We start from the raw sequence: 16,255 nt of genomic DNA on the forward strand, positions 1-16,255 counted from the left end.
CTTCCTTAAAACTTAATTCCGGCTTCTCTAAGCGCATCAGCAAATGACGCAACAACACCGTGGTAAAGGTAACCATTTCTGTCAAATACAACAGTTTCGATATTTTTAGAAGCAAGGTTCTTAGCCATCTCTGCAGCTACTTTTTTTACATCTTCCTGGTTTACTTTAAGTCCAAGTTTTCTTCCGTCTGCAGATGCAAGTGTTATACCGGCATTGTCATCGATCGCTTGAGCATAGAAATGCTTATTGGATTTAAATACAGTCAGTCTTGGAAGAGTATCTGTACCGAAGATCTTACCTCTTACTCTGGCTTTTCTTTGAGCTCGAAGTTTATTTTTTCTTTTTTGAATACTTTTTAACATCTACCGCTCCTTACTTACCAGCTGCTTTACCAGCTTTTCTGATGATTACTTCATCTGTGTACTTCACACCTTTACCTTTGTAAGGCTCTGGCGGTCTGAACGCTCTAATCTCAGCAGCGGCCTGACCTACTGCCTGCTTGTCACTACCGTTGATCGTAATGATGTTCTTCTCTACTTTGATTTCAAGTTCCTCAGGAATATCAAAATTGATATCATGAGAATAACCCAATTGAAGGTTAAGTACTTTACCGTTTACAGCTGCTCTGTAACCAACACCGTTGATCTCTAAAGATTTACTAAAACCTTTATCAAGTCCGATGATAATGTTATTGAAAAGTGCTCTGTATGTTCCCCAGAACGCTGCATCCTGCTTTTCATCACCTTTTCTTAAAAAAGTAACTTCGTTTCCATCAATAGTAACATCCACTCTTCCGTGAGTTTCAAGTCTTTTTTCAAGATTGCCTTTTTTAGCCACGAGAGTCGTACCGTCGAGTGATACATCAATACCACTTGCCACAGTTACTGGTCTTTTTCCTATTCTTGACATCTTTATTCCTTACCAAATACTACAGATTACTTCACCGCCGATTCCACGTTTAAACGCTTCGTCATTAGCAAGAACACCCTGGCTAGTTGAAACTACCAAAGTACCGTAACCGTTTTTAAATGTTCTGATCTCATCTTTACCTTTGTGAACACGTCTGCCAGGCTTAGAGATCTTTTTAAGTTCATTGATCACGCTTTTTTCATTATCGTCATACTTAAGAACCACTTTAATCGTTTTTTTATTTCCGTCTTCTTTGATCTTGAAACTCTCAAGGTAACCTTTATCTACCAAAATAGATACAGTCGCTTCAATCGTTTTAGAGTGAAGAAGTGTCGTAACGTCTAGTTTTCTTTGCGCAGCATTTCTTATACGAGTAAGAGAGTCTGCAATTATATCTGTCATCATCTTTTTCTTCTCCTTACCAGCTTGCTTTACGCATACCAGGGATGAGGCCTTCATTGGCCATTTTTCTTAAACACACACGACAAAGACCAAAATCTCTGTATACTGAGTGAGGTCTACCACAAATGTTACATCTTGTATATGCTTGCGTAGAGAATTTTGCTTTTCTCTTCTGCTTAGCTATCATTGATTTCTTAGCCATTAGTTTCTCCCTTTAGCAAAAGGCATACCAAGCTTTTCTAAAAGCGTGAATGCTTGTTTGTCATCTTCAGTGCTTGTCACAATAGTAATATTCATACCATGTGTTTTGATCACTTTATCAAACTCAACCTCTGGGAACATCAATTGCTCTTGAAGACCGAAGTTATAGTTACCTCTACCGTCAAAACCTTTTCTTGGTGTACCTCTAAAGTCTTTTACTCTTGGAAGTGCAATAGATACGAGTTTATCAAAGAAGTTATACATGTTGTCACCTCTAAGTGTTACTCTGATACCACTTGGTGCACCTTCTCTAGCCTTAAAACCTGCAACAGATTTCTTAGCCATAACTACCACTGCTTTTTGTCCAGCGATAAGAGAAATAGTATCTGTCATGTTTGCGATAAGTTTAGAGTCTTTACCCTCTTCACCGGCACCAACAGAAATAACTATTTTTTCAAGCTTAGGTGTCTGCATCGGATTAGCAACCCCACACTCTTCTCTGAGTGCAGGAACGATGTCATTGTACTTTTGCTTCATTCTACTCATAGGATTAGCCCTCTACTTTTTTTACGTTTGAGATATGGATTGGCATCTCTTTGTTGTCAAATCCACCCTCTTTGTTCTGCTCGCTTGGTTTTACAGCTTTTTTAGCCATTTTACAACCTGCAACGATTACTGCATCTTTCTTTGTTAAAACCTGAAGAACCTCTCCCGTTTTACCTTTGTCATCACCAGCGATAACCAATACCTGGTCACCCTTTTTGATCTTGAACTTCTTCGCCATTACCATACCTCCGGTGCAAGTGATACAATTTTCATGAATCCTGCATATCTTGTTTCACGACTTACAGGGCCGAAGATACGTGTACCGATCGGCTCTCTTTTGTCATCGATGATTACTGCGGCATTGTCGTCAAATCTGATAAGTGAACCGTTTTCTCTCTGGATCTCTTTTTTTGTTCTAACAACAACAGCCTTGACAACCTTACCTTTTTTTACTTTTCCTGTTGGAAGTGCTTTCTTTACAGAAGCAACGATAACATCGCCTACAGATGCATATCTTCTTTTAGATCCGCCGAGAACCTTGATACACATGATCTCTTTGGCACCAGAGTTATCTGCTACATTTAATCTAGTAAAACCTTGGATCATTACACTTCTCCTCTCTTCACGATTTCAAGAAGTCTGAAACTTTTTGTTTTGGAAAGTGGTCTACATTCAATTGCAGTCACTGTATCTCCAACATTTATGTCGTTCTTCTCATCATGAATAAGATATTTTTTAAATCTTTTTACTGTTTTGTGATATCTTGGGTGAAGTACTCTTCTCTCAACCAATACAGTTGCAGTTTTGTCTCCAGCCTTTTTAATCACAGTACCTGTTATTTGTCTTTTTGGCATAAATGACCCCTTACTTCGATCTAGCAGCAGTTAATGCTGTCTGGATTCTTGCGATATCTTTTTTCGCTACTCTTAACTCAGCAGTGTTCGTTAACTGCATAGTCTTCTGCTTTGCATTCAATGTGAACAATTCAAGCTTTTTCTCTTTAAGCATCGCTACAAGGTCTGCTTCACTTTTGTCTTTCAAATCAATATAATTCATTACTATCCTTTGCAGTGATAATTTTACACTTAAATGGCATTTTATGAATTGCTAATGTTAATGCTTCTCTTGCAAGAGTCTCTTCAACACCTGCCATTTCAAAGATAATTCTACCTGGCTTGATATTCATAACCCATTTATCAACACCACCTTTACCTTTACCCATTCTTGTTTCAAGCGGCTTTGCTGTAAGTGGTTTATCCGGGAATACTCTGATCCAGGTCTTACCGGTTCTGCTGATTTTTCTTGTCATAGTAATACGCGCAGCTTCGATCTGTCTGGAATCAATTCTACCAGCCTCAGTTGCTTTGATCGCGATATCACCGAACTCAATCTTGTTACCTCTGAAAGACTTACCGCGATTACGGCCTTTTTGTTGCTTTCTCCATTTGGTTCTTTTAGGCATTAACATGATTATTCACCTCTTTTTCTAGATGGTCTTCTACCACCTTTTTTCTCTTCTTTTGGTTCCGCTTGGATACCTTTTGCAAGTACTTCACCTTTGAAGATCCATACTTTAATACCAATGATTCCATAAGTAGTATGTGCTTCTGCAAAACCATAATCGATCTTCGCTCTAAGTGTATGAAGAGGAACTCTACCTTCTAAGTACCACTCAGTTCTTGCCATCTCAGCACCGCCAAGACGTCCGGATACAGAAATTTTGATCCCTTTAGCACCTGATTTAAGGGCTCCCTGGATCACTTTTTTCATTGCTCTTCTGAAAGCAACTCTTCTTTCAAGTTGTGTTGCAACGTTTTCTGCTGCCAATTGACCTGAAGCTTGAGGACGTTTCTCTTCTTTGATGTTGATCGCTACATCTTTACCAAGCATTTTGATAAGTGTTGCTTTCAATTTTTCGATATCCGCACCTTTTTTCCCGATGATGATACCAGGACGCGCTGTAACAATGTTGATTCTCAACTTCTTTACTGTTCTTTCGATGATGATGTTGGAAACACCTGCATAGAAAAGTTCTTTTTTAAGGAATTTTCTGATCTTGTAATCTTCTGCGATAAAATCAGCTGTTCTTCCTTTTGCCGGGAACCATCTTGATTCCCAGTTTCTGTTGATTCCAAGTCTAAGACCTATTGGATTGACTTTTTGACCCATATTATGCGTCCTCCCCAGTTTTTTCAGCTACACCAACTTCAACCAAGATGTGTGCTGTTGGTTTAATAATTCTAGATGCTGTACCTCTAGCTCTTGGTCTCCATCTTTTCATAACCGCTGCTTTATCCACTCTGCAAGAAGTAATTGTTACTTCTTCAGGTTCAAAGTCACCGTTGGCAACTGCTGATGCAATCACTTTAGAGATGATTCCGGCTGCTTTGTTAGGCATAAATTCAAGGGAAGCCAAAGCTAACTCTGCATTCATACCCTGTATTTCTCTAGCGATCAGTCTAGCTTTTGTAGGAGAAACTCTTACGAATTTTAATAATGCTCTACTCATAATTAACCTACCTTCTTCTGAACAGAACCTTTATGGCCCTTAAATGTTCTTGTTGGTGCAAATTCACCAAGTTTATAACCTACATGGTTCTCAGTGATGAACACAGGTACGAATTGTCTACCGTTGTGTACATTGATCGTTAAACCGATAAACTCAGGGAAGATCACAGATCTTCTTGACCAAGTTTTAATAGGTTTATTAGAACCTTCTTCTTTTGCTTTAAGCACTTTTTTCATTAGGTGACCATCGATGAATGGACCTTTTTTTGTCGATCTTGCCATATCTCAGCCCCTTACTTTTTTCTCTTAGAGATAATTAACTTATCACTAGCTTTTTTCTTACGAGTCTTGTAACCCTTAGTTGGCATACCCCAAGGAGATACCGGGTGACGACCTGAATTCGTTTTACCTTCACCACCACCATGTGGGTGATCGATAGGGTTCATTGCAGAACCACGTGTTTGTGGTCTGATACCAAGGTGTCTGCTTCTACCAGCTTTACCGATAACGATGTTAGAAAAGTCTTCGTTTCCAACAGCACCGATAGTCGCCAAACATTCACCAAGAACGTATCTCATCTCACCTGACGGAAGTCTGAGAGAAACGTATTTACCGTCTCTACCCATGATCTGCGCATAACCGCCTGCTGAACGTGCGATCTGACCGCCGTGACCAGGGCTTAACTCAATGTTGTGCACCAATGTACCTACAGGGATGTTCATCAGTTTCATTGCATTACCGGTCTTGATATCAAGTCCTGACTCTGCTGACATGATTTTGTCACCTACATTCAGGCCTTTTGGCTGAAGTACATATCTTCTGTCACCGTCAACATATTTGACAAGACAGATTCTACAGTTTCTGTACGGATCGTACTCAACAGTTGCTACTGTACCTTCGATACCGAATTTGTTTCTTTTAAAATCAATGATTCTATAAAGTTTTTTAGCACCTGCTTCTCTGTGACGAGAAGTGATTCTACCGTTACTGTTTCTACCTGCAGATCTTGGAAGATTTTTAAGTAGTGCTCTAACACTTGCTTTAGCAGTGATATCACCACTGTCAAGGTTTGTCATGTAACGACGTGAAGGTGTGGTTGGTTTATATGTTTTAATTGCCATCTACTATCCTTATACCGCTAAGCTTTCGATTTTTGCATCTTCAGGAAGCTTGACATAGAACTTTTTAAGATCTGGTCTTTTCCCTTCAATACCTTTAAATCTTTTCACTTTACCGTTTACTCTCATTGAGTTCACTCTAAGTGGATTGATCCCGAAGAACTCTTTAAATACTTCTTTAAGACCGTTTTTAGTCATTCTTGGAGTTGTCTGAACTACGATGACACCATCTTCCTGAAGAGCCAAACTCTTCTCTGTATACATAATTGATTTAATATCTGTAATATCTGCCATCTTAAGCCTCTTTAGTCAATTTTTCAAATACAGCTTTTTCGATCACGATAGAGTGATATGCCGCTGCAAGATATGCATTAAGCTCATTTGGTTCAATAAGGTATGCGTTCTGGAGATTTCTGAATGCAAGGAAAGTCTTGTCATCGATCATCTCTTTTACTACAAGTACATCTCTCTGCTCAAGGCTGTTCACAAATGCCAATGCATCTTTTGTTTTACCAGACTCAATTGCGATGTTATCCACAACAAAAAGTTTTTCGTTCGCTGCCATCTCTGCGATTGCATGATAGAGAGCAAGCTTCTTTTGCTTTTTGTTTACTTTTTGATCATAGTTCTTGTTCGTGCTTGGTCCGAATGCAACACCACCGCCAACGAAGATCGGTGATCTCAATGAACCTGCTCTTGCACGTCCGCCACCTTTTTGCGCCCATGGTTTCTTACCACCACCGCTCACTGCTGATCTGTTCTTGGTTTGAGCAGTATTTGCTCTAAGTCCAGCCGCATACGCTTTACAGTAAAGGTAAAGGTTGTGTGGGTGAACTTCCAGGAATGATGCCGGAAGGTCTGTTGTTTTGATTACTGTTGTTTTCATTATTTAACTATCCTTACCAATCCTCTGGCACCGTTATGACCAGGAATTGAACCTTTTAATACTAGGATGCCGTTCTCAGCATCAAATGACACAACGTCATTTTTTACAGTTACTTTAGTGTTACCGTATTGTCCAGGCATTTTCTTACCTTTCTGAACACGTCCAGGCCACTCGGCATTACCGATAGAACCGATACGTCTACCGAATCTGTGTCCGTGTGAACCAGGTCCGCCGCCGAATCCGTGACGCTTCATACCACCTTGGAAACCTCTACCCTTAGTGTTAAGGGAAGTTTTCACTACAGCCGCTTCAGCCAGTGCTGCCGGGTTAAGATCACCCGCTTCAGTACCTTCAGCTACTTCAATCGTCATAAATTTGTTGAACTCTTTGGATACACCGAATTTAGTCTGCTGACCTTCAATGCTCTTATTGAGTTTTTTGCTTGAGTTATATGCAACAAGTGCTTTTCCGTCTTCTCTCACTTCACAAACTTTCGCTTCAACGACTTTAAGAAGTGTAACTGGAACACTTGGTACATCAACAGTTCTGCTCATACCAATTTTTTCTACAATAAATTCCATTCTCTACTCCTACTTGTCCATTGATCTGATCTCAACTTCGATCTCAGGCGCAAGATCCAGCTTCATAAGTGAATCGATTGTGTCTGAAGTAGCCGAAACGATGTCGATCATTCTTCCGTGAATTCTGATCTCAAACTGCTCACGTGAATCTTTGTTTACGTGCGGTGATTTAAGAACAGTGTAACGCTTCAATTTAGTTGGCATTGGAATTGGCCCTCTAATCTCTGCACCTGTACGTTTAACTGCGTCTACGATAGCAGCAACTGATCTGTCTAGTACTCTGTGATCATAAGCTTTAAGCTTTAATCTAATTTTTTCCATATTTACCCTTTAAAGAACTCGTTAGCAAGGCAAAGCCTGGGTGCCTAAACACAGGGGTTCAACCCTCTAACATAAATTTAGGAACGCGAATTATACCCAAAGTTTTTGAAAGGTGCAATACAATTCAGGCTAAAAACGCTACAATATGAAAAAATATTTCCTTTTAAAAAGGAAGGATATGCATGAATTTACTTGAATATTATCAAAATCAGCATCCGGTCAGTGACAATTATGTCACCAGAAAATGTCACCTTCCGTCCAAAGGCGACATCAACCTCTACGGGGTACGTGGAGCAGGTAAGACCAGTATGGTACTCGATCTGCTCTCAGAAGAAGATGATGAGACTTCACTCTATATAGATATGGAAGATCCCAACCTAATCTTCAACCCTCTTTCATCCCTTACCCTGCAACAGTTCATTGACCGTACAGGTATCACACTGCTTATTCTGGACCACTATGAGGAAGAGGTGCTTCCCTCTTTCCCGAGCGTGGAGAGGCTCATTGTTCTCTCACGTATCAGACTCTGGGACAGTACACTGACTCCTGTTGAACTCTTCCCCCTGGACTATGAGGAGTTCCTTGCTTTTGAGACCGGCTCGGCACAGAGCAGAGGCTTCAACCACTTTTTGCGTTCCGGTACACTGCCCGGTCTTGCACGTACCCAAAAGACATACACCCAGGCTATGAAAACCTTTTTTCAGAGCTCTTTTGACACGAATGAACAGAAACTGCTCCTTATTCTGGCGCAGCACCATACCAAGCATCTCACCATCCATCAGATCTATACCTTTGCCAAGGAGAAGTTCAAGGTCTCCAAAGACTGGCTCTACAGAACGATGAAGCTTTTTACTCAAGAGAAACTGGTATTCTTTATAGATGACCGCTACCAGAAGTCAGGAAAGAAGATGCTGCTCTTTGACTTTGCCTTTGCAAAATATCTCACTGTAGGACAGCCTTTCATCATGCAGTTCGACACCATGATAGCCCTTGCCCTCATGAAACACCATATTGATGTACAGACACTGGGCATCCACGGGTATGTCACCAAAGAGAATGAGCTGATCATCCCTGCACCCTTTGAGAGCGAGGAGAGTCTCTGGGTAAAGTCACAGAACAAGTTCTCACTCTACAAGAAATACGGCATTAAAAAAGTCACCATCGTAACAGTGGCCAACTCTTACGAATACGATATAGAAAAACTGCATTTTGAAGCACTGCCATTCAATGAGTGGAGTATTCTGAATGACGAAGAGGATTAAAAGTGTTAAGTGTAGTTTGCGGGTTTTACTCTTGCATAATTCTTAAAATACTATTTATATTCCGCATCCACATCGTAACGCGTAATACATAGCACGTAACACGCCTTCTTCAAACTCCTATAAGCTATCTTTCGCTAAAATTCGCTTGCCTCTTTTCAGACCTGTGCAATGGTACTGAGGGACAACGGGTCAGGATGGGAACATAGCAGCCCACCTCTCTTTACTGTGTGCCGCAGTAATCTGGGAAGGGGTACTTCACAACTTTAAGCGAAACATCCACTCATGTTTTTAAAGTATGTATCATAGAGAGGTGGCCGAGTGGTCGAAGGCGCACGACTGGAACTCGTGTATGGGGCAACTCATCGAGGGTTCGAATCCCTTCCTCTCTGCCAGTTAATTACTCCCACAACAATTATCCACTACTTTTACATTTATATTCCTCCTATAAAGATCTTCCAATAAACTTTTAATAAGAGAATTCACTATTAAACGATATGGGCTTAACCTTTAATAAGGACTTGTTTCAGTCAGCAGATGAAGTTGGTTTATTTTTCAGTACCAGACTCTATATTTTTTATGTTGCTATCTGCCGAACAGACGTATTAGAAGCGAGACAATGATGGAGATCAGTATCATGGAGGTGAGCGGAAAGAAAAAAGAGGTATGTTCACCCTGATAGCTGAAATCCCCCGGTAAATGACCGAACCACCCTAAAAGACCAAGCTTGTACACTATACCAGCCACCACAAGCCCAACCCCGATCATGATCAGAATATCTCCCATTGTTGTTCCTTTTTGCTGCTTCATTTTATGATTATAGCATAGCCGGTGTGTTTGGGATGAAGTTTATTTTTAGATGAAAAGCAGCCTGTCCCCCTTTTTTCGTCCCCCTTTTTTTATCTTCTGTCTTTCCCCTCTCATTGTGTTTTCTCTGTCTTGAAATAAGTAAAAGACATTTAAAAGTATTATAGATATTCTTGTTTAGTATTTTAAAATTTACATCAATATAATATTTATTTTAGATTATACTATTAAAAATAATTTACAAAGGGGAGAAGAATATGAAAATATTAATATCTATATTATTTAGTTTCATTTTAATAGGATGTGGGGCAAGTGGTCCGCTTTATGCAGTTAAGCCACCTAAAACAGGAAAGGCACGTTTAGTTATTTGTAGAGCACCAGGTGCAGGTAGTGCTATCGATATATCACATGTTTTGGTTGACAAAAAAATGGTAGGAGGATTATGGAGAAAATCTTATATTGAAATAGATGTTAAGCCGGGAAGGCATAGTGTCATAGTCTATTTTCATCAAAACCAAAAACCACCAATTAATATTCCACAACCTGTTCGTATTGATGTTACACTAAAAGCAAATGAAACAAAATATATCAAATACAATGTTTATGTTGCTCATGCATATAGTATGTATACATTTAAGATGGTTGCAGACCTTGAAACTATCAAAAAAGAAAAAGCGATAAAAGAGTTATCACAAGGATATAAAGAAAGTGAGTATTTTGACGAAAATATAAACTTACCAAATAATAAATGGCTTGATGATTATATCTCAAAACTTTAATATAAAATAGAAAAAAAGGGAAAGCTAAATGATATCTAAAAATAAGAATATAAAATGGATGATGTTATCTGTCATTTTTTTATTTACAGGATGTATGGGTTTTTATAATCAACCTAAGGTATCAGAAGCACATGCATATATAGAATGTATAGCAGATAAAGAACATACTGCCACTATTTTTGGTGACTCATCTATCTCAATGCTTCAAATAAATGGTTTACCAATGGATAATGGTATGATAAGCAGAATACACCCTGGTAAAACAACTCTTGTAGTTAGTGAATGGTATGATTCTATTTTTGGACTTTTTAAATTTAATGCTAAAGCAGGTGAAAAATATTTGATTACATCCAAAATCAAACGAATTAATAACAAAATAGTTGGTGGAGAATTCATACTGATGAATAGAGGAAAAGTAATTCGTAGATTTACAGGTGTACAATATATTAAAAATGTGGAAGAAGAAAAGTTCATACCTATGCCAGCCATCAAAGAAGTAAACAAGATTTAATCTGATTAATATTTACTGTTAACTATTTAAAAATGGGTGTATAAAATCAAAAAAGAGGGGGCAAACTACCTTTTCCCTATTCCCCCCTCTCAACCATATCCCTCCTCATAGCTTGAGACAATCCATATTTCCTTTACCGGATTTGTCTTATGTGCTATAATTTTGTATAGACAATCCAGTATAAAGGATATAAGATGAATGACAAGCCTTCAAATGGAACTGAAACAGATGAATACATTTGGACATACGGGAAATCAGCATCACATCTTCCTGCCTCAGAGAAAAGTATGAGTCATGAGCGAAAAGAGATCATTCGGAAGGCACTTGAATTTGATATTATAGATATCCGGACCTATACAGGGTACAAAGGGGATCTGCTGATCGAGATCACTACAATGGACCCCCATGTGATCCGATCGATTAAAAACATTGCAGAGACTCTGGGGCTGAAGACGGTTACCAAAAAGGATATTTTGGAAATCAACAAGATATATTGTATCTCTGCCTCTTACGATGCATATGAATTAAAGGAAGATTTTTAACCTGTTGCAGCACAGAACAGTATTGCAGGAGATGTTTCGTTTTCAATATTGTTCTTCCCGGTCTTTTGCTGCTTTCCGATCATTGAAAGGCAACACTCATTTTTCCAAATACCATCGCAACAGGGAGAATCCCGATCACTCCGTCATCTATGCTATACTAACCTATAAAACACAAAAGGCACCCTCATGAGAAATAGCCACCCCCTCATACTCTGCACACTAGGCTTCCTTATTTTCACTGCCTGCGAAGAGACTCCGAAAGAAGGCTGTCCCGAAACAGTGAAGAATCCGGCAGATACTTATCTTGACAGTCGTGTTGATGCCATCGATATGGCTAAAAAGTCTCTCAGAGAGAGTAACAAACGGGTAGAAGAACAAAATAAGGCCATGGAAGCTTTTAACAAATAAGAGTTTCAGATACATAAAGCTCTGCCAAATCCCTGTCAAGCATTACCTGCAAGCCTCTTAGACTATATATTCTGCCTGTAAAGGCAAACTATAAAATATGTCAGATTTTTAATATTTGACCTTTGGAATCAAATATCAACCGGCTACATTTCATTCACTAGAGTTGTACTCTCAACAAAACTACCCATGAGGCAATAACGATTTTGCAAGGTCACGCTATTTTCAATAGTGATAGTTTCCAGATCTATTTTGTACAGTGTACTGGTTTGATCGGTATTGAACATAAAATAGAGCTTTTGATCTACTATATGCGAAGTATGTGACTGCATCGTGATGCCAGAATAGATTTGATCAGAGAATGTCAACTCTTTGATGAGCTTGTGCGATGTTGGATCAGTTGCATCATAAAATGATTTAAAACTATCATAATGGTTGGTTGTGATCAGCATAGTATCATAAAAGCTAAAATGCCCTACCCCTTTTCCCGATCTGAATGTATCTGCCAACTCCAATTGCAGAAGATCCAATACAAATACATTGCCCTCAGCTGAACCGATATAGATATAACCCGCGGTAGGATGCAGCACCCCATGATGGGCTCCCCAGGAAGCACTGTTGAAATCATCCGGAAGGTTACTGAATGAACTGAGTAACCGCTCTGTTTCTAGTGTGATTTTTCCCTCTGCCACAGAGAATTTAACTACCCCCGGAGAGCTTGCATTCTGTTCTCCCTCGCAGATACCATAATAGTATCCATCTCTATACATCACATGATGTACACTGCTTTGTGTTGTTATTTTAGAGACAGGCGTATATCCGTCTTTAAGATAAAGCTCTATACTGTTTTCTGTTCTGTCCAAGAGTAAAAAATAGTCATTATCCACCCAGATCGGATGTCCTGTCGCATTCTCTCCTCCATAAGAGATGGGTGTTACATAAGGGGAGTCAGAGTAAGAGGGGGAGGCTACATTTGATGTAATGACCGCAGCGGCCGGCTCATTGGTACTTGTTAACAAAATATCACTGCCCTGAATACTGATCGAACGCGGATAAAAACTTAAATCTATTTCATAGCCAATGGTATTGGTGCTGCTGTCCAAGATACCTATGGTATAGTCAGCTCTATTGAGAACATAAAGCTCTTCATCAAGCGCCTGGGCTATTTCATAAGGATACATTCCGTTACTGCTGATCGTCTCTTTAAGTTGCATTTCTGCCGTATCGAGAGCGACAACATCATTGTTCGTTATATCACCATAATAGAGTATGGTGCTTGTCGTTGTTACCTCTGTAGCGGCATCATCCATGTGCTTGCCGCAACCAAGAAACAAAAAAGTAGAGATCATTAAAAGACAGTAACGCATGATAATTCCTTTTGTTTGGAGTCAATATGATAAGAGAACCCTCTCAATGCTTAGGGTTACACCGAGGGTTTGAGTAGTAAAGTATAGAAGTTCCACCTCTGCACTGTAGGGACCATTCTACCGTCGCAATATGAATGCAATATGAATACAAAGTCCCTTAACTTTAAGCAGATCATGGCTGTATTGCTTTGATAATTCAACTGGTGTGTATAGTTGACATTCGGGAGGGATCAAGAGCATGGTGCAGTGAGCAGATTTGACTCCGGAACAGGTCAGGATCTTCTACATCTGTGAAGAAGAGAGAAAATAGCATATGCATTGAGCATATCTATATAGATATTTGTTTCATCACTGTGGATCTTAATTAAAAATGATTCACTGTAGTCTTTTTGATCTTCTTTTAGATCGAAACTTTTTATTGCAAGTAATCCACCCATCTTCCATTTCATTAGGCTAAGGATTTTTGTTCTTACCCCACAGATACTCCGCCCATTTGCGTATCTCTATCATGCCGAATACCCACAGTGTCATCAGACCGATCATCGTAAGTGACTCTGCATTCAGCGGAAGGGTATGAAAAACGTCTGAAAGTACATAGATGGCAAACAGCTGAAATATCAGACCGATACCAATACCGTAAAAGATATATGGATTGATATGCAATGATTTTTTTATGTTCTTCAAAAAGGGTTCATGCTCTTTGAGTGACTGCAGACCGTTGACCCATGTAGCAATGACAAAGGCTGTAAAGAGTGTGGATATCGCACTCTCTTGGCTATAATGATCCAGCATCCAGATATATAAAAAGAGTGCCCCCATACTGATCACCAGAGCGGCATAAAGTACCCGCAAAAGCTGTGTTTTATCTAAAAATTGTTCATGCAGTCTGGTTGGTGCTCTGCGCATGACATCCTCTTCATCTTTTAAAAATGGAAAGGTTTTATCCAGTGCACTGTCTGCAACGAGATTGATCCATAAGATCTGTACCGGATAGAGCGGCAGCGGCAGTGCCATGAAGATCGCACCGGTGATAAGTATCACTTCATCCAAACTTGTAGAGACGAGAAAATAGATCGCTTTTCGTATATTTCTGGCAATAGTCCGCCCCTGCCTGATCGCATCGACGATGACAGAGAGGTTGTTGTCGGCAAGCACCATGTTCGCAGCAGATTTTGCCGCATCGGTGCCGCCTCCCATACCGATCCCCAGATCTGCAGCTTTGAGCGCCGGTACATCATTGGCCCCGTCACCCGTCACGGCAACGATCTCTCCTTGTTTTTGCAATGCTTTAACGATACGGTATTTGTGTTCAGGAAGCACTCTTGCCCAAACAGTGACTTTGGGTAAAATCTCTTCGAGTGCTTCATCATCCATATCGTTAAGTTCTTTTCCACCGACAACCAGGTCCCCCTCTTTGTAGATATCTACCGACTTTGCAACTGCAGCAGCAGTAAGGGGGTTGTCCCCTGTGATCATCATCACTTTCACACCTGCTTTTTGTGCCGTCTTTACTGCCTCTAAAACCCCCTCTTTGGGAGGGTCCAAAAAGCCTACCAATCCCACTATCTCGATCTGCCATCTGTCGATATCATCTGTCGTGTACTCTCCTGTACCCAATGCAATGACCCTTAACCCGTTGGAAGCCAGTTTGTCATGCTCTTTTTCAAGGGTCTCAAAATCTTTCTTGTTCGTGGCAAATCCTTTGAGTGATTCAAAAGCACCTTTGACAAAGATCCTATGCTCTTTTTGAACCATATTGGAACTTGCCATCAGTCTGTATTTGGTATCGAAAGGGTAAAGGTTGACACGGGGGTATTTTTGTCTGATGCTCTCATACTCTTTGCCGACCCAAAATGCAAGGGCAGTATCTACCGGATCTCCTTTCCCTTCTATCGATTCATTGGCAAGGGCTGAAACGGTATACGAGAAGCTCTCTTGAAGAGAAAAGACCTCTTCTACCTTGAGTTTTCCCTGAGTGATGGTACCGGTCTTATCTGAAGCGATAACCGTAGCGCTTCCCAGGGTTTCAACAGAAGGCAGATGACGGATGTAGATCTTTTGGACACTGAGCGTCATCGCACCGATCGTGAGTACCAGTGTCACGACGATCGGCAGGCCTTCCGGTACGGCAGAAACCAGTTCAGCAATGACCAGATAGATGACCTCTATCATCTCTCTGCCTTGCCAAAGGGCAAGGATAGCAGTAAAGGCGATGATCACAAGCAGGATAAACATATGTTTTTTGATAAAGACTTCCAGTGCTTTGGTCAGAGGGGTCACAGGAGACTCCTCTTTTGCTTTACCGGCGATAGACGCAAGATACGTCTGTTCTGCTGTAAATACCACAAACCCTTCCGCATTACCTTTGGTTACGGTAGTCCCGGAGAGTGCCATATTGTCCAGTTCATAGGGAAGGGTTTCCCTCGGCAAGGTAAGCTCTGCCTCTTTTTGTACCGGTACAGACTCTCCTGTAAGAATCGATTCATCGATCACCAGTCCCTCTGTATCAAAAAGGCGTATATCGGCAGGTACAATATCTCCTTCATTTAAGATGATGACATCTCCGGGTACAAGCTCTGCAGAAGGGATGGCAAATACCTGGTTTTCACGTTTGACTTCGGTTTTGCTTTCAGTCAGTTTTCTAAGTGCTTTGATAGAGGAGAATGCTTTGACCTCCTGCCAAAATCCGATAAATGCATTGATAAGGATGATAAGCACTATCAGCAAACCTTCATGCATCTTTCCCAAAAAGAAAGAAAGCGTGGCAGCTATTACCAGCACATAGACCAAAGGACTTTTAAACTGTGCAAAAAAGAGTCTGTAAAGATTGTGTTTTTTCTCCCGGATCTCATTTGGACCGTAGATAGAGAAGTTTTTTTCTGCAGCGGCATGACTTAATCCCTCTTTTGAGGTCTCTAACTGTTCTGCCAACGATTCAACCGTTTCGACATGAGGATGTTTTGGAATAGTCATGGTTTGCCCCTCTTACGCAGAAAACTTCTGCATATCATTAGACTTCTTACAAAACTTATAAAATGAAAGATGATGTGCTATAAGCTGTTTACCTTTTTATTCAATTTTGCAAGAAGTCTATTAGTCTGGAGGTCAAAAAA

Annotated in this window: 27 protein-coding genes, 1 tRNA gene and 1 other RNA gene; 7 read left to right on the forward strand and 22 right to left on the reverse strand. The window is 40.2% G+C overall.

Annotated features, from left to right (window positions below):
• Window positions 1-5: 5 nt before the first annotated feature.
• Genes rplR through rpsJ form a run of 18 tightly spaced genes read right to left on the reverse strand, consistent with a single transcriptional unit; the run spans window position 6 to window position 7,472 of the window.
• Window positions 6-362 (reverse strand): 50S ribosomal protein L18, encoded by a 357-nt coding sequence (rplR, locus tag ACZ48W_RS05765; RefSeq protein ID WP_464830420.1) that lies wholly within the window; start codon window positions 360-362, stop codon window positions 6-8.
• Window positions 363-372: 10 nt separating this feature from the next.
• Window positions 373-909: a 50S ribosomal protein L6 gene (gene rplF / locus ACZ48W_RS05770; protein WP_464830421.1), complete on the reverse strand. Its 537-nt coding sequence runs from the start codon at window positions 907-909 to the stop codon at window positions 373-375.
• 9 nt (window positions 910-918) lie between these two features.
• Complete coding sequence (rpsH, locus tag ACZ48W_RS05775) at window positions 919-1,314, reverse strand: 30S ribosomal protein S8 (RefSeq protein WP_464830422.1); 396 nt, start codon at window positions 1,312-1,314, stop codon at window positions 919-921.
• A gap of 13 nt (window positions 1,315-1,327) precedes the next feature.
• Entirely contained in the window at window positions 1,328-1,513 is a 186-nt protein-coding gene (locus tag ACZ48W_RS05780) for a type Z 30S ribosomal protein S14 (protein ID WP_046551842.1), read from the reverse strand.
• The gene (rplE, locus tag ACZ48W_RS05785) at window positions 1,513-2,058 is read right to left on the reverse strand and encodes a 50S ribosomal protein L5 (RefSeq protein ID WP_464830424.1); all 546 of its coding nucleotides are present in this window, start codon (window positions 2,056-2,058) and stop codon (window positions 1,513-1,515) included. The genes ACZ48W_RS05780 and rplE overlap by 1 nt, the downstream gene beginning before the upstream one ends.
• A gap of 4 nt (window positions 2,059-2,062) precedes the next feature.
• Complete coding sequence (gene rplX, locus ACZ48W_RS05790; protein ID WP_464830425.1) at window positions 2,063-2,296, reverse strand: 50S ribosomal protein L24; 234 nt, start codon at window positions 2,294-2,296, stop codon at window positions 2,063-2,065.
• On the reverse strand, window positions 2,296-2,664 hold the full coding sequence (gene rplN, locus ACZ48W_RS05795; RefSeq protein WP_008244848.1) for a 50S ribosomal protein L14: 369 nt from the start codon (window positions 2,662-2,664) through the stop codon (window positions 2,296-2,298). The genes rplX and rplN overlap by 1 nt, the downstream gene beginning before the upstream one ends.
• Window positions 2,664-2,912: a 30S ribosomal protein S17 gene (gene rpsQ, locus ACZ48W_RS05800; RefSeq protein ID WP_067332469.1), complete on the reverse strand. Its 249-nt coding sequence runs from the start codon at window positions 2,910-2,912 to the stop codon at window positions 2,664-2,666. The genes rplN and rpsQ overlap by 1 nt, the downstream gene beginning before the upstream one ends.
• Window positions 2,913-2,922: 10 nt before the next feature.
• Complete coding sequence (rpmC, locus tag ACZ48W_RS05805; protein ID WP_295421095.1) at window positions 2,923-3,114, reverse strand: 50S ribosomal protein L29; 192 nt, start codon at window positions 3,112-3,114, stop codon at window positions 2,923-2,925.
• On the reverse strand, window positions 3,101-3,526 hold the full coding sequence (gene rplP, locus ACZ48W_RS05810) for a 50S ribosomal protein L16 (RefSeq protein ID WP_464830426.1): 426 nt from the start codon (window positions 3,524-3,526) through the stop codon (window positions 3,101-3,103). The genes rpmC and rplP overlap by 14 nt, the downstream gene beginning before the upstream one ends.
• Before the next feature lie 2 nt (window positions 3,527-3,528).
• On the reverse strand, window positions 3,529-4,227 hold the full coding sequence (gene rpsC / locus ACZ48W_RS05815) for a 30S ribosomal protein S3 (RefSeq protein WP_464830427.1): 699 nt from the start codon (window positions 4,225-4,227) through the stop codon (window positions 3,529-3,531).
• 1 nt (window position 4,228) lies between these two features.
• The gene (rplV, locus tag ACZ48W_RS05820) at window positions 4,229-4,567 is read right to left on the reverse strand and encodes a 50S ribosomal protein L22 (RefSeq protein WP_464830428.1); all 339 of its coding nucleotides are present in this window, start codon (window positions 4,565-4,567) and stop codon (window positions 4,229-4,231) included.
• Between the two features lie 2 nt (window positions 4,568-4,569).
• Window positions 4,570-4,848 (reverse strand): 30S ribosomal protein S19, encoded by a 279-nt coding sequence (gene rpsS, locus ACZ48W_RS05825; RefSeq protein ID WP_331862595.1) that lies wholly within the window; start codon window positions 4,846-4,848, stop codon window positions 4,570-4,572.
• An 11-nt stretch (window positions 4,849-4,859) separates the two neighbouring features.
• On the reverse strand, window positions 4,860-5,687 hold the full coding sequence (gene rplB / locus ACZ48W_RS05830; RefSeq protein WP_464830429.1) for a 50S ribosomal protein L2: 828 nt from the start codon (window positions 5,685-5,687) through the stop codon (window positions 4,860-4,862).
• A gap of 9 nt (window positions 5,688-5,696) precedes the next feature.
• Window positions 5,697-5,978, reverse strand: a complete 282-nt coding sequence (locus ACZ48W_RS05835; RefSeq protein WP_464830430.1) for a 50S ribosomal protein L23 — start codon at window positions 5,976-5,978, stop codon at window positions 5,697-5,699.
• A 1-nt stretch (window position 5,979) separates the two neighbouring features.
• On the reverse strand, window positions 5,980-6,570 hold the full coding sequence (gene rplD, locus ACZ48W_RS05840) for a 50S ribosomal protein L4 (protein ID WP_464830431.1): 591 nt from the start codon (window positions 6,568-6,570) through the stop codon (window positions 5,980-5,982).
• Window positions 6,570-7,151 (reverse strand): 50S ribosomal protein L3, encoded by a 582-nt coding sequence (rplC, locus tag ACZ48W_RS05845; protein ID WP_464830432.1) that lies wholly within the window; start codon window positions 7,149-7,151, stop codon window positions 6,570-6,572. Before rplC ends, rplD begins: the two co-directional genes overlap by 1 nt.
• 9 nt (window positions 7,152-7,160) lie before the next feature.
• A complete protein-coding gene (gene rpsJ / locus ACZ48W_RS05850) occupies window positions 7,161-7,472 on the reverse strand; it encodes a 30S ribosomal protein S10 (RefSeq protein ID WP_294957971.1) in 312 nt (103 codons plus the stop codon).
• A 182-nt stretch (window positions 7,473-7,654) separates the two neighbouring features.
• On the opposite strand from rpsJ, the gene ACZ48W_RS05855 reads away from it, so the two are divergent.
• From ACZ48W_RS05855 to ACZ48W_RS05865, 3 genes are all read left to right on the forward strand, one after another.
• The gene (locus ACZ48W_RS05855) at window positions 7,655-8,734 is read left to right on the forward strand and encodes an ATP-binding protein (protein ID WP_464830434.1); all 1,080 of its coding nucleotides are present in this window, start codon (window positions 7,655-7,657) and stop codon (window positions 8,732-8,734) included.
• Window positions 8,735-8,886: 152 nt separating this feature from the next.
• Window positions 8,887-8,984, forward strand: an RNA gene (gene ffs, locus ACZ48W_RS05860) — signal recognition particle sRNA small type.
• Between the two features lie 54 nt (window positions 8,985-9,038).
• A tRNA-Ser gene (locus tag ACZ48W_RS05865) sits at window positions 9,039-9,126 on the forward strand.
• 190 nt (window positions 9,127-9,316) lie between these two features.
• On the opposite strand, the gene ACZ48W_RS05870 is transcribed toward ACZ48W_RS05865, so the two are convergent.
• The gene (locus ACZ48W_RS05870; RefSeq protein WP_464830435.1) at window positions 9,317-9,541 is read right to left on the reverse strand and encodes a DUF2905 domain-containing protein; all 225 of its coding nucleotides are present in this window, start codon (window positions 9,539-9,541) and stop codon (window positions 9,317-9,319) included.
• Window positions 9,542-9,795: 254 nt separating this feature from the next.
• On the opposite strand from ACZ48W_RS05870, the gene ACZ48W_RS05875 reads away from it, so the two are divergent.
• The 4 genes from ACZ48W_RS05875 to ACZ48W_RS05890 all read left to right on the forward strand — a co-directional run bounded on the left by ACZ48W_RS05875 (window position 9,796) and on the right by ACZ48W_RS05890 (window position 11,778).
• Complete coding sequence (locus ACZ48W_RS05875; RefSeq protein WP_464830436.1) at window positions 9,796-10,317, forward strand: hypothetical protein; 522 nt, start codon at window positions 9,796-9,798, stop codon at window positions 10,315-10,317.
• A 28-nt stretch (window positions 10,318-10,345) separates the two neighbouring features.
• Complete coding sequence (locus ACZ48W_RS05880; RefSeq protein WP_464830438.1) at window positions 10,346-10,828, forward strand: hypothetical protein; 483 nt, start codon at window positions 10,346-10,348, stop codon at window positions 10,826-10,828.
• Between the two features lie 194 nt (window positions 10,829-11,022).
• Complete coding sequence (locus ACZ48W_RS05885; RefSeq protein ID WP_464830439.1) at window positions 11,023-11,370, forward strand: hypothetical protein; 348 nt, start codon at window positions 11,023-11,025, stop codon at window positions 11,368-11,370.
• Window positions 11,371-11,556: 186 nt separating this feature from the next.
• Window positions 11,557-11,778 carry a hypothetical protein gene (locus tag ACZ48W_RS05890; protein WP_464830441.1) on the forward strand — a complete coding sequence of 74 codons (222 nt, stop codon included), beginning with the start codon at window positions 11,557-11,559 and terminating at the stop codon, window positions 11,776-11,778.
• Between the two features lie 143 nt (window positions 11,779-11,921).
• On the opposite strand, the gene ACZ48W_RS05895 is transcribed toward ACZ48W_RS05890, so the two are convergent.
• The 3 genes from ACZ48W_RS05895 to ACZ48W_RS05905 all read right to left on the reverse strand — a co-directional run bounded on the left by ACZ48W_RS05895 (window position 11,922) and on the right by ACZ48W_RS05905 (window position 16,115).
• The gene (locus tag ACZ48W_RS05895; RefSeq protein ID WP_464830442.1) at window positions 11,922-13,142 is read right to left on the reverse strand and encodes a YncE family protein; all 1,221 of its coding nucleotides are present in this window, start codon (window positions 13,140-13,142) and stop codon (window positions 11,922-11,924) included.
• A gap of 272 nt (window positions 13,143-13,414) precedes the next feature.
• Window positions 13,415-13,591 carry a hypothetical protein gene (locus ACZ48W_RS05900; protein ID WP_464830443.1) on the reverse strand — a complete coding sequence of 59 codons (177 nt, stop codon included), beginning with the start codon at window positions 13,589-13,591 and terminating at the stop codon, window positions 13,415-13,417.
• A gap of 4 nt (window positions 13,592-13,595) precedes the next feature.
• Complete coding sequence (locus ACZ48W_RS05905; RefSeq protein ID WP_464830444.1) at window positions 13,596-16,115, reverse strand: cation-translocating P-type ATPase; 2,520 nt, start codon at window positions 16,113-16,115, stop codon at window positions 13,596-13,598.
• Window positions 16,116-16,255: the final 140 nt, after the last annotated feature.

This window comes from Sulfurovum aggregans (assembly GCF_055385215.1).